General features: G+C 43.0%; 10 protein-coding genes and 1 pseudogene. 6 read left to right on the top strand and 5 right to left on the bottom strand.

Going from position 1 to position 13,047, the window contains the following annotated elements; all coding sequences use genetic code 11:
- The first annotated feature begins 38 nt into the window (after window positions 1-38).
- On the top strand, window positions 39-1,238 hold the full coding sequence (locus GD630_RS07325; RefSeq protein WP_143865747.1) for a sodium:proton antiporter: 1,200 nt from the start codon (window positions 39-41) through the stop codon (window positions 1,236-1,238).
- Between the two features lie 52 nt (window positions 1,239-1,290).
- Here GD630_RS07325 and GD630_RS07320 read toward each other — a convergent pair whose 3' ends face one another.
- A complete protein-coding gene (locus GD630_RS07320) occupies window positions 1,291-2,523 on the bottom strand; it encodes a DNA recombination protein RmuC (RefSeq protein WP_007752581.1) in 1,233 nt (410 codons plus the stop codon).
- Complete coding sequence (map, locus tag GD630_RS07315) at window positions 2,523-3,377, bottom strand: type I methionyl aminopeptidase (protein ID WP_007761064.1); 855 nt, start codon at window positions 3,375-3,377, stop codon at window positions 2,523-2,525. The genes GD630_RS07320 and map overlap by 1 nt, the downstream gene beginning before the upstream one ends.
- A gap of 177 nt (window positions 3,378-3,554) precedes the next feature.
- On the opposite strand from map, the gene GD630_RS07310 reads away from it, so the two are divergent.
- The 4 genes and pseudogenes from GD630_RS07310 (at window position 3,555) to GD630_RS07295 (ending at window position 8,176) form a co-directional block, all read left to right on the top strand.
- Window positions 3,555-4,709, top strand: coding sequence for an AAA family ATPase (locus GD630_RS07310; protein ID WP_143865749.1), 1,155 nt, complete (start codon window positions 3,555-3,557; stop codon window positions 4,707-4,709).
- A 70-nt stretch (window positions 4,710-4,779) separates the two neighbouring features.
- Window positions 4,780-5,081 (top strand): annotated as a pseudogene (locus tag GD630_RS07305) (helix-turn-helix domain-containing protein).
- Window positions 5,082-5,187: 106 nt separating this feature from the next.
- Window positions 5,188-6,741 (top strand): AAA family ATPase, encoded by a 1,554-nt coding sequence (locus GD630_RS07300; protein ID WP_143865905.1) that lies wholly within the window; start codon window positions 5,188-5,190, stop codon window positions 6,739-6,741.
- Entirely contained in the window at window positions 6,731-8,176 is a 1,446-nt protein-coding gene (locus tag GD630_RS07295) for a vWA domain-containing protein (RefSeq protein ID WP_143865750.1), read from the top strand. The genes GD630_RS07300 and GD630_RS07295 overlap by 11 nt, the downstream gene beginning before the upstream one ends.
- Here the strand turns inward: GD630_RS07295 and GD630_RS07290 are convergent.
- Window positions 8,173-9,807, bottom strand: a complete 1,635-nt coding sequence (locus GD630_RS07290; RefSeq protein WP_143865752.1) for a B12-binding domain-containing radical SAM protein — start codon at window positions 9,805-9,807, stop codon at window positions 8,173-8,175. The genes GD630_RS07295 and GD630_RS07290 overlap by 4 nt on opposite strands.
- Before the next feature lie 119 nt (window positions 9,808-9,926).
- Between GD630_RS07290 and GD630_RS07285 the strand changes: the two genes are divergently transcribed.
- Window positions 9,927-10,325: a hypothetical protein gene (locus GD630_RS07285; RefSeq protein WP_394368255.1), complete on the top strand. Its 399-nt coding sequence runs from the start codon at window positions 9,927-9,929 to the stop codon at window positions 10,323-10,325.
- 137 nt (window positions 10,326-10,462) lie between these two features.
- Here GD630_RS07285 and GD630_RS07280 read toward each other — a convergent pair whose 3' ends face one another.
- Both GD630_RS07280 and rlmD read right to left on the bottom strand, forming a co-directional pair.
- A complete protein-coding gene (locus GD630_RS07280) occupies window positions 10,463-11,383 on the bottom strand; it encodes an RluA family pseudouridine synthase (RefSeq protein ID WP_007752679.1) in 921 nt (306 codons plus the stop codon).
- A gap of 115 nt (window positions 11,384-11,498) precedes the next feature.
- The gene (rlmD, locus tag GD630_RS07275; protein WP_262890832.1) at window positions 11,499-12,869 is read right to left on the bottom strand and encodes a 23S rRNA (uracil(1939)-C(5))-methyltransferase RlmD; all 1,371 of its coding nucleotides are present in this window, start codon (window positions 12,867-12,869) and stop codon (window positions 11,499-11,501) included.
- Between the last annotated feature and the right edge of the window lie 178 nt (window positions 12,870-13,047).

The raw sequence follows: 13,047 nt of genomic DNA, 5'->3' as shown, positions 1-13,047 counted from the left end.
TGCGGTTAGTTTTTAATATACCAGCAACAACTATAAATATGAGAAAAGTACTGTCTTTTTCGGGCTTCCTGATGTTGGGGCTCGTCATTTCACAATTCCTGCCAATGATAGCAGGAGAGGGGTATGGAGTTGTCAAGTCCATTTCTAACGTATTGCTTTATGTATGTCTTAGTTTTATAATGATTAACGTGGGCCGGGAATTCGTTCTTGACAAGTCCCGTTGGAAAAGTTATGCCGAAGATTATTTTATAGCGATGGCGACGGCTGCTCTCCCTTGGTTTATGATTGCTATTTATTATGTGTTCATATTACTTCCGCCCGATTACTGGAATAGCTGGGAGGCATGGAAAGAGAATCTGTTGCTAAGCCGTTTTGCCGCCCCTACCTCTGCGGGTATCTTATTTACAATGCTGGCTGCTATCGGATTGAAATCCAGTTGGATTTATAAGAAAATACAGGTATTGGCTATCTTCGATGATCTGGACACGATTATCCTGATGATTCCTCTTCAGATTATGATGATCGGTTTGCGCTGGCAGTTGATTATTGTAGTGGTGATTGTGTTTCTATTGCTGTCTATCGGTTGGCAGCGATTGAATAAATATGATTGGCGGCAGGATTGGAAGGCTATCCTCTTTTATTCTGTTATTATATTTCTGGCTACTCAGATACTTTATTTGGGCAGCAAGGAACTATACGGAGAAGCGGGAAGCATTCATATCGAAGTGCTTTTGCCGGCATTTGTCCTGGGAATGATCATGAAGCATAAAGAACATGATACACCGGTTGAACGGTCGGTTGCTACGGGAATCTCCTTTCTGTTTATGTTCCTGGTGGGGATGAGTATGCCTCATTTTATCGGAGTGAACTTTGCGGAGACTCATGCCGGTACACATTCGGTGACCGGTTCGCAGGAAATGATGTCGTGGGGAATGATTCTATTCCATGTCGTGATGGTTTCTTTGCTGTCAAATCTGGGAAAACTTTGTCCGATGTTCTTTTATCGCGACCGGAAGTTGAGTGAGCGGTTGGCTCTTTCGATCGGTATGTTTACCCGTGGCGAAGTGGGAGCGGGGATTATTTTCATAGCATTAGGATATAATCTGGGAGGTCCGGCATTGGTGATTTCAGTATTGACTTTGGTCTTGAACCTTATTTTGACAGGAATCTTTGTGCTTTGGGTGAAAAACCTGGCGCTGCGTTCCGTTACGACAAAGGACACAACGATTCGTTCTTGACAAACATATTCTGATGATTATATCCGTAATGCAACTCTGATAGCCTGTGAGATTATTCTTCCTCTTCTTCTATTCCGTCAATAGGTAGAATTTTCCGGCTTTCTTCATGGGGTAACTGTTCCACTTGCCGTAGTTTGCGTTCAATGGCACGTGTCCGTTTCCCCATCACTTCTTCCAGTTGGTCGCCGGCACTTTGGAGGTTCTTTTGTACCTTTTCAAGTAGTCCTCCGAACTTGCCGAATTCTGTCTTGACAGCTCCCAACACAGTCCACACTTCTCCGGTACGCTTTTGGATCGCCAGGGTGCGGAAGCCCATTTGCAGACTGTTGAGGATAGCGCCTAATGTCGTCGGTCCGGTCACTACAATTTTATATTCTTTCTGGAGTGTCTCTACGAGGCTGGTGCGGCGGATAACCTCAGCGTAGATACTTTCGAATGGCAAAAACATGATGGCAAAGTCCGTAGTGAAAGGCGGGTCCACATATTTGTCATGAATATCTTTTGCCATCTTCTTGATCGTATTTTCCAGTTGCTTGCCGGATGACTCCATCAGTGCGGTATCTCCGGCCTCGAATGCATCATAATATTGTTCGTAAATATCTTTGGGGAATTTAGCGTCAATCGGGAGGTAAACAGTGCTGTTGGCGTCATCTTTTCCCGGAAGTTTAATGGCAAACTCGACGAATTCTGTTCCGCTCTTTTTTGTTTTGACATTGGCGTCGTACTGTTCCGGACTCATCATCTGTTCCAATAAAGCACCCAGTTGGACTTCTCCGAATGTGCCCCGCATTTTCACATTACTCAATACCTTTTTCAGTCCGCCTACATCTTGGGCGAGAGATTTCATTTCTCCCAGCCCTTTCTGCACATTCTCCAGTTGCGAACGGACTATCTCGAAGGATTGCCCAATTCGTTCGTTCAGTGTTTTTTGCAGTTTCTCCTCCACCATCAGACGCATATCATCCAAACGTTTCTCGGTGGATTTTATTAACGTTTCCTGCTGGCGGGCCATCATGTCGAACTTTTGCCGTTGCAGTTCTCCGGTAGTCATCATGTTTTTGTGCAGAACGTCTTGAAGTTGCTGCATATTCTGGTTGAGCGTCTGCGTCATTTCCATGCGGAGTTCCCGGATACTGCGGTTCAGTTCCTCCCGGTTCTCTTGCATTTGTTGGCGTAGGGCTATCTGTAATTGTTCCGCTTGCGTTTGATTGTTGCCTTTCGTCAGAGCCAGTACCAGCAGGACTGTCACTAATATGGCAATCGCAATGAGTAGAATCAGTTCCATCAATATGTAAGAATTTCGTTTCCGGTTTCAGTAATCAAAATCATGTTTTCCCATTGGGCGGAAGGCAGTCCGTCGTCCGTGCAGACTGTCCATCCGTCGGCTTCGTCTACGAATACTTCGTAAGTTCCCATGTTGATCATCGGTTCGATGGTAAAAGTCATTCCCGGCACGATCATCATGCCCGTGCCTCGCCGTCCGAAATGTTCTACATCCGGCTCTTCATGGAACTTCATCCCTACGCCATGTCCGCAAAGATCACGTACCACACTGAATCCGTTCTTCTCGGCATGCGCTTGGATAGCTGCGCCTACATCTCCCAATTGCTTCCAGGGTTGTGCGGCCGCAATACCTATTTCCATACATTCTTTGGTCACTTGAACCAATTTGCGCATTTCAGGGCTGACCTCTCCAATCATAAACATCCGGGATGCATCGGAGAAATATCCTTTGTAAATGGTAGAAACGTCTACGTTGATAATATCACCGCTTCTGAGAATCTCGTGCTTGTTGGGTATCCCATGACACACTACATCATTGATACTTGTGCAGACGCTTTTGGGAAATCCTTCATAGTTGAGCGGTGCGGGAATAGCTCCGTGGGCGGTTGTGAAGTCATACACCATCACATCGATCTCTTCTGTGGACATCCCTTCACGGATATTCTCCGAAATATAGTCCAGCAACGCTGTATTGATTTTTGCGCTTTCACGAATCCCTTCCAGTTGCTCGGGGGTACGGAGTACCTTACGTGGCGGAAGTTTGTATCCTTGTTTTCTGTATTTCTGTATTTTCTCTTCTACTGCAGCCGGATAATTGGAGGGAGTAAACCGGAATCCCTTGATAAAGTTCTTCATTATTATATGATATTTAAAATCGACAGCAAAGGTACGAGATTTAATGGAAGATGTAGCTTTTGGGCTTTTAAAACTTTTCAGGCTCGGTGGTGAGAGTCGATTTTATTGAATTTGTATTATACGATTTGTATAATACGAATGTAATAATTATATTTGTGTTCATTAAATATATGAATAATGGAAAACCCTTTTATTATTACCGGTAATATTCCGGAGAAATATTTCTGTGACAGGCGTGAAGAATCGAAAAAAGTCATTCGCACCTTGTCTAATGGTGGAAATCTATGTATGATTTCACCGAGACGTATGGGAAAATCCAAGTTGGTTCGTTTTTGTTATGACAAGCCTGAAATTGCTGATAATTATTATACCTTTTATATAGATATCCTGCATACATCCAGTTTACGTGAATTCACTTACCTTTTCGGGCAAAAAGTTTTTGAAACGTTGAATACTAAAAGTAGGAAGGCATTTATGGCATTGGTGCAGGGATTGAGATCTATTAATGCGAAGTTTGGTTTTGATCCCATCACTGCCACTCCGACTTTTAGCCTGGAGCTGGGGGATATCAGTCATCCGGAATTTACATTGGCCGAGATCTTTACTTCTTTGGAAAAGGCGGACAGACCGTGTATTGTGGCTTTTGACGAATTTCAGCAGATTACTAAGTATCCGGAAGATAATATTGAGGCACTACTTCGTTCGCATATCCAGCATCTTTCCAATGTACATTTTATCTTTGCCGGTAGTGAACGCCATCTTGTTACGGAGATGTTTCTTTCTTCAGCCAGACCTTTTTATAACAGTACGTCGATAATGGAGTTACATCCTATTTCGACAGAAGAATATATACCTTTTGTCTGTAAATGGTTCAGGGCGTATGAACGGGATATCCATGAGAAGGATGTATTGAGGATATACGGACTGTTTGGCGGGAACACTTATTATATGCAGAAGACTTTTCATGAAGCTTTTATAAATACTTCAGCTGGCGGTGTATGTACAATAGATATATTGAGACAAACAATTGATGAGATTTTGGAAGAGGCCGGTGATGGTTATCGCCAGATATTATCCCGAATCCCCGAACGGCAGAAAGAACTTTTGTATGCGATTGCCACAGAAGGAAAAGCCCAAAAAATAATGAGTGCTTCTTTTATTCGTAAATATGCTTTGACATCTAGTAGTGCCGTTCAGGCGGCGAGTCGTAAATTGATGGAATTGGATCTGTTGACAATGGAAGATAGCAGTTATTATATTCCGGATATTCTTTTCCGTATGTATCTTCAAAGATTAAGAGAAAGTGATATTCTTTTCCTGCCACTTGATTGACATTTGCCAACTGACAGATGGAACGGACTTGTATGAAATGCGTGTTTCTGTGTTTAAAAGATTTAGTGTTATGATACAGTTAGATGAAAAAAAATTAGCAAAATTCAAGACAACCAACCAGTTACTTGATGAAAAATACGGGGAACATGGTACACCAACCCGTGACGCTTTCAATGAAAAAATGTTGGCATGGTATTATGGAGATATACTTCGGGATAGACGTAAGGCTCCTAAGTTAACTCAGAAACAGTTAGCGCAAAAAATCGGTAAAGAATAAAGTTATATTGCTCGTGTAGAAAAAGGTGAAGTCGATTACAGTTATCGAGTTTCATTCGCATAGCACGTGCATTAGGTATTGAATTGGATTTTTGAATGAAAGGGCATTAGTTTATTTTATCTGCAATCTGTTTTTCTTTGGCGAATAAGTACTACTTTTGGAGTTTGATTGGAAAATAGAATCGGAATGAAAGATAAAAGGATGGAAATAAAGGAACGTATCAGTCTTTTGCTGGAAGAGATGAATCGGGGTGTATATGAGAAGGAAGTGGAAGTAGGGTTGTCTTTGCTTGCCGCTTTGGCGGGAGAGAGTATCTTACTGTTGGGCCCTCCCGGAGTAGCCAAATCTATGGTGGCTCGGCGGTTGAAGAAAGCTTTTGTAAATGCCCGGGCGTTTGAATATCTGATGTCACGGTTCAGTACTCCTGATGAGATCTTTGGTCCGGTAAGCATTAGCCGTCTGAAAGAATCGGATACGTACGAACGCGTGGTTGACGGTTATCTGCCGACAGCGGATGTTGTATTTCTGGATGAGATATGGAAAGCGGGACCGGCGATACAGAATACACTGCTAACGGTTATTAATGAGAAACTTTTTAGAAATGGAAATACGGAAATCAAGTTGCCGTTGAAACTGCTCGTTGCCGCCAGTAATGAGCTTCCTGCTCAGGGAGAAGGGCTCGACGCTTTGTGGGATCGTTTTCTGATTCGCGTCATCAGTACTTGTGTGAAGCGGGAAGAGACATTTTATCAGATGTTGCTGGATGAAGAAGTGGAAGAAAACGATGAAGTCGGGAAATGGCAGATAACGAATGAAGAATATCGCTTGTGGCAGGAAGAAATAGTCCGGGTGACAGTACCTATGACAATTCTGGCGTGTATAACGGAGATTCGTCAGGGATTGGGAAAAGTGGAAGTACAAGGTTCGGAAGTTCATCGTAATGTCTATGTGAGCGACCGCCGTTGGAAGAATATAGTACGGCTTCTGAAGGCTTCGGCTTTTGTACATGGGCGTACGGAAGTCACTTTGCCGGATTTGTTGCCTGTTTATCATTGCTTGTGGAGTGAGCCGGATGAGCGTACGGACATACGCCAGATAGTAATCCGTAGTTTGTTTGCCTCTTATGTTAAGGAAATTTCATCGATTAGCCGGGCCTTAAAATCGGATTTGAAAGTGAGTCGTGTGCGTGAAGCGTTGGAGAAGGCACGAAAACAAGGCGACCGCAGGGATGATGACCTGTTGATTGTCGATCATTTCTATTACCAGGTTGAAAATCATGGTACGGGAAATACTTATATCTTCATTGTGGATTATCGGAATCTGAAGGAATATAATCCGAAAAATGCACCGGCAACAGGGATGATGTATGCCGATCCTCAGAATCCGAAGCAGACGATTATACGTGTCTTTTCGGGTACTGCCAAGCTGGGAGAGCAAGGAGCTGAAAGGGTGACGCTGTATCGGGATGACAGGAATCTGTATATTAACGGGGTACGTTTCCCGATGCGTCGGCTGCAAAGAGGAGAGCAACAGCAACTCTGGCTGGGGAATGTAACACTTACCGACCGTGATTATGAGCAGGAGTTGGAAACGGTGAATGCTGCCGTCGAAAAACTGTTTAGAGAATTGCAGGGAAATATGTTTATATCCGAAGAGGATAAAACAGAGGTGGGGAAGTATGTGGCTCTGGTGCGTAAGGAGATAGCTTGGGCACGTGTGGATGTACGTAAATTGCGGTACGGCGATGAATCCTAAATATGACGCTTCCTTTTATATCCGGGTGCTGGATCAATATGTGGCAACCGGTGAGTGCAGTGATACAGATGATGAACCTTTGTATGCGTATTTGTTGTCTATCATGAATGATCCGATGATAAAGATACAAGTGCTGACTGATGAAGTGTGTGCCCGTATCTTTTATGACATGATGAGCCTGTTCATTCATTTGAATCTGGAAAAGGAAAAGTATAACCTGCAAAAAAGCCAATCGGAGCAGAATGGAATGAAGCAAACGTTGGAATGGTCGATAGCCAGGCGGAAAGACGGATGGCAGGCTTTGCTTCAGCAAGTATCGGACAAATACGAGACAATGGGTTTTGGTAGTTCCTTTTATAAAAGCCAGTTCGGGAATGAGGAGGAAAAGTATGGCGATGATGAACTTTGGGAACGGATGGTGGAAGATTGGGAGGAGGCTTTCAAACGTAATCTGCAGGAACAGAAAAAGAAGGAGATAGACCAGAGGAAAGAGAGTCTGGAAAATAGGTTGCACGCCAATCTCAAGAATATTCCTGAATATCTTAGACGGCATGAGGTGGAAAAAGATGAATTCTTTCAGGCATGGGGACTGATGAGCGGGATGTGGAATACGGTTGACTTTGAGCGGATCCGTAAAGTGGTGCGTATGCAGAAGGAATATCCGGAGATCATTAAAATAGCAAACTTGATGGGGCGTACTGCCGATGATGAGGGAAGGGAACGACTGCACGTGGGACAAGGGGATGTGTATCGGTTGGAACATTCCTCTAAAAATGATATTCAAGGAGTTACTGTCGGTAATGACTTGAATGCTTTATTGCCTACGGAGATGGTGCATTGTGCTGATGATGATTTGGAGAGTTTGTTTATTTATAAATATGTCACCCGAAAGCTCCAGACGTTCCGCTATAAGTCCGAGATTATGCAGCCTGCCCGTTCGTTGGAAACCAAACCGGCTGTTCATAAAGGGCCGATGATTGTTTGTCTGGATACTTCCGGAAGCATGGTAGGTATTCCGGAGAAAATAGCTTGTTCTTTGTTGGTGAAACTATTGGAAATAGCCGACAGGCAACGCCGTCCTTGTTTCCTGATCGCTTTTTCTGTTTCGATATGTCCGATTGATGTCCGCAAGGAACGGGCCCGTTTGCTTGATTTCTTTTCTACCACCTCTTGCGGGGACACGGATGCCACCCGGATGTTGAAAGCTACTTTCGACTTACTTCAATCGAAGAAAGAGTATATGAATGCGGATGTTTTATGGATTACTGATTTTAAAATACCGCTTCCCTCACCGAAGTTGACTGACCGGATATTGGAATATAGAAAGGCGGATACACATTTTTATGGCTTGCAGCTTGGCATTGCTGAGAATGAATGGATTCCTTTCTTCGATCGAGTTTACAGAGTCGATTATCCGGTTGCCCGTTGTTATTAATTTTTTGCCTTAAATACGGGTTGTATCTTCTGAACCTCCGATTCGAATCCAAACCAATAGCCATGTTCTGCTTCATCAGTGGGGAGGAAACATAGCCGTAAATTCTCACGATAAGTTCCGTATACTATTTCCCATTTCTCGGGTGGGACTTGGCGTTTGGTCCTTACTTTTTCCGCCGGAGCTTTCTTTAATGACATACCGGCCTCTATCCATGCGATACTGACTTGTGTCAGATAACCGGGATAATGCTTTTTACAGAAATCATATAAGATTAATCCTCTTCTTTCCAGACTTAGAGGGGTGTCTATGACGTCTGTCCGAACTAAATGATCAAGTAGCTCATGTAGGAAATGAGGATTCTCTAGAATTAATGTCCGTGTGATTGTCCGCCAGGTGGGAGTATTATAGAATCCATCCAAAAGACGGGACAGATAGTGGGCTGTTTGTAATTCTTCTACTGAGATTTCACGGGTTTGCAATACTTCGTATGGGGGAAGCGGAGAATATTGAATACCCAATTCTCCTGCTCTTCTTCGCATTTCTGTGCCCGGAAGTAACTTTAATGATTCCAGTTGTATTTCCCCTGCGCCATATTCTGCAAGTGTACGGACATCTTCAAATATTTCTGTCAGATGATAGAGGGGGAGACCTGCTATCAGATCGGCATGGGTTTCCATGTTCTTTAACGAACAGAGGTATTTTAATCCTTCAAGGGCGTCGGATAGTTTTCCGATACGGCGGCTTTGTTCCAAAACAGGTTCCCGCAAACTTTGAATGCCAGCTTCCAAATGCAATAAACCATCGGGTAAAGCAGCCAGTTCATTCTTTAACTCTTCGGAAAGGAGTGCCGGGTGAATTTCCAGGTGGAAACGGATATCCGGATATTCACAGAAAAGATTCAAGAGGTCTTTGGCTCTTTTGTTGTTATAATTGAACGTACGGTCGAGTACACGCACGTTTTTGATACCATGCTGATGAATATTATCCAAACGTTCGCGAATGGCTTCCAGTGGGATGGTACGGACAGGCTTTTCGCTGCCACTGACACAGAATGCGCAGGTATTGAAGCAACCTCGTGTCGTTTCCAGTTGGACAAAGGGTTTGCTCCAATTAAAGAAACGGCTTCTCTCCGGGGAAACCAATGCGGAAAAGTTCATGACGCGGGCAATACCGTTGTCTTGATATTCTTCCGATTCGTCAAGATAACAGAGTCCTGTGATTGATTTCCATTCTTTTCTTGGCCGATTCCACACCTTTAACCATAATGGGAATACTTCTTCTCCCTCTCCCCGAAACACTCCGTTGACAAATTTGTTCTTGAATAGAAAGTCTTTGTTGTCTCCTAAAAATTCGGGACCTCCGAGTATGATACAGCATTGTGGAAGCAGGGCTTTGGCGCGTGAGACAATGTGTAACAGTTGCTCATGATTAAATAGCCAATTGGTAGCTGCAATAATATCCGGTTGGTGTTGATAGATCTGTTTGACGATGTTACCAGTGTTTTCATTAATTGTTGCGGAGACCATACACCATTCGACTGTGGTGTCATCTGCTATTTGCGCGTGCAAGGCAGGCAATGCCAAAGATGAATGGGCGTATGAACTATTTAAATCAAGCCAAAGAAGTTTCATGTGAGAATTTTAAATTATTTGGCAAAGGTACGAAAAACTTATGGCTTGTGGTATATAGTAAAATAAAAATGCTAATTTTGTATTTGTAAACGAAATAAACTAGAAAAGATATGAAACTGATTAAGAAATATGCGGGGCTTCTACTTATGCTGACTTTATTGGTCGGCTTTACTTCGTGTGAAGATGATGAAGACTTGGAAGAGCGAATGTTTGGCCGGGTATGGGTAGGTGACGTTGGTATGAGTGCTGGTAACGGTCGAATTTTATATAGTGAGTTTACTTTTGATCCAGACGGTTTTGGTGAAGAGTATCAGTTTTTTCGTAATAGAGAGTTATACGACCATTTCCGCTTTCAGTGGTATTGGGAAGATCGCTATAGCAATAACTTAGTACTGGATTATGGTAGAAATGGAACCTCTTATATGGACAATGTGGATATCTATCGGGGGGTGATGACCGGAATCTTTTATTTGACTGGAGACTCGGAGGGATTTCCATTTACGCTGGAAATGCAATGAGATATAAATTAAATACCGAAAATAAAGCAGTTATACTCACCACAGATTATATGGATTGACACAGATTAAAAATTAAATGGTGTATTTTTAATAGCAATAATCTGTGCGAATCTGTGTAATCTGTGGTGAAAACTTTCTTACTTTTTCAGAAACAATTTCTTGAAGTCTGCCGGATAAGGAGTCTCAAACTCCATCAAATCTCCTGTTATGGGATGATAGAAGCACAGCTTGAAAGCATGAAGTGCCATTCGACCGATAGGGTTAGGAGTATTTTCACCACCATATCTTCCGTCTCCGATAATCGGATGTCCCAGATCTTGCATATGTACACGGATTTGATTCTTACGGCCTGTCTCTAAGTCCAATTCTATCAAAGAATACCCATTGGCACGCTTGATAGTGCGATAGTGAGTGATGGATAACGCGCCGCCATCATCTTGTTGGCTTGAACTGACATAGAGAGTTCTGTCTGTAAGAAACGATTCTACAGTTCCATAATCCTTCTCCATACTTCCCTCTACTACAGCTACATACCGGCGATCGGTCACTATATCATGCCAATTGTCGCGTAGTGTACGTTGCGTCTTTTCATCTTTAGCGAACATCATTAAGCCGGAAGTATCCCTATCCAGCCGATGAACGATATACACGCGGAACTGGCGTCCGGAACGTTGTACATACTCATTCAGTATTGTATATGCGGTACGTTCTTTCTGACGTTCTGTATTGACGGATAGAAGTCCTTGCATCTTCTCGACCACAATAATGTAAGCGTCCTCATATACAATTTTCAGCAGTCTGTTATTAAACTCTTTTTTTCCTTTTTCTTTGCTGATCTGCACCTTCATACCCGGCTGTAACGGGAAGTTGAACTGCGTAGTGATTACATTATCAACGAATACGACCCTTTTACTGAGTAATGATTTCAGTTTGGTACGACTTGCATCCGGCATTTTGGCAGCCAGAAACTCCATAAGTTCCATCGGTTCCTTGACTGCATAGTTGGTATATTGAGCACGTGCCTTTTCAGCGGGAGTTCTTCTCGGTCTTTTTTCCATTTCTTTTTTCTTTTGATTTAATACTCACCACAGATTACACGGATTAACACAGATTATAAAATCCAACAATAAAAAATCCGTGTTAATCCGTGTAATCTGTGGTGAACCGAATTCTTTATCGGAGTTCCAATAACACCACATTTTCCACATGATGAGTATGAGGGAACATATCTACCGGTTGAACGGCTTTCACCTTATATTTCTCATCGAGCAGTTGCAAATCGCGTGCTTGAGTAGCAGGATTGCAACTTACGTAAACAATCCGTTTTGGTTCGGCAAACAGGATAACGTCGATCACATCCTGATGCATACCGGCACGGGGAGGATCTGTAATAATCACATCCGGACGTCCGTGCTGATTGATGAAGTCCTGAGTCAGCATGTCTTTCATATCACCTGCATAGAATAATGCGTTCTTGATATCATTGATTTCTGCATTGACCTTTGCATCCTCGATGGCTTCCGGCACATATTCGATACCTATCACTTGGCGTGCCTGGCGTGATACGAAATTCGCAATTGTTCCTGTTCCCGTATAAAGGTCATATACCAGCTCATTTCCGGTCAGACCGGAAAATTCACGGGCCACCTTATATAGGTTGTACGCTTGTTCCGAATTTGTCTGATAGAAAGATTTCGGACCTACTTTGAAGCGCAATCCTTCCATTTCTTCAAAGATGTGGTCCTTGCCTTTGAATACGTGCACATCCAGATCATTGATAGTGTCGTTGCATTTATTATTAATAATGTATAGCAAGGAAGTGATCTCCGGGAATGAGTCGGCGACAAACTGCAATAACTGCTTGAACAACTCCATCTCATGCTCTTCCGTGATTTTACAAATCACAATTACCATCAGCTCACCGGTTGAAGACGTGCGGACAATCATGTTACGCAACATACCTTCCTGCGTGCGCAGATTGATAAAGGAATAATCATGTTCGTATGCATAGTCGCGTATCGCATTACGGATGCGGTTGGAAATATCATCTTGCAACCAGCATTTCTCAATGGCCAGCACTTTATCGAATGCTCCCGGAATGTGGAAACCTACTGCATTCATCTGGTCATACTTCACGTCTTGACGGACTTCTTCACTAGTCAGCCAGCGTTTGTTTGAGAATGTAAATTCCAGTTTATTCCGATAGAATTCGGTCTTTGCCGAACCAAGAATAGGAGAAATCTCGGGAAGCTCGATCTTTCCGATACGTTTCAGGTTATCTTCTACTTGTTTCTGTTTATATCTGATTTGTTCCGAATAGGGGAGCACTTGCCATTTGCAACCGCCGCATACACCGTAATGTTGGCAGAAAGGAACAGCGCGGTTGGGCGACAGTTCATGAAACTTCACCGCTTCTGCTTCGGCATATTTGTTCTTTTTACGCTTGATCTGAAGGTCTACTACATCGCCCGGTACTACGTATGGTACAAAAATTACCAGGTCATTTACTTTTGCGATGGCTTTCCCTTCGGCAGCCACATCCATGATTGTTACCTTCTCCAATAGGGGAAGCTCTTTTTTCTTTCTTGCCACTTTTACACCAATCTAATAATTACTTTGCAAAAGTAGGTATTTTTTTGGGAAAACTTTCGTGTCTACGGAAATATTCCAGATTGTAATGTCGAAATTGCATTTTGATAGAAAGTTTTTTCGCAAAAAGTTT

It is taken from the genome of Bacteroides zhangwenhongii (assembly GCF_009193325.2).
Lineage (GTDB): Bacteria > Bacteroidota > Bacteroidia > Bacteroidales > Bacteroidaceae > Bacteroides > Bacteroides zhangwenhongii.
This window is presented reverse-complemented; position numbering and strand designations above follow the sequence as displayed.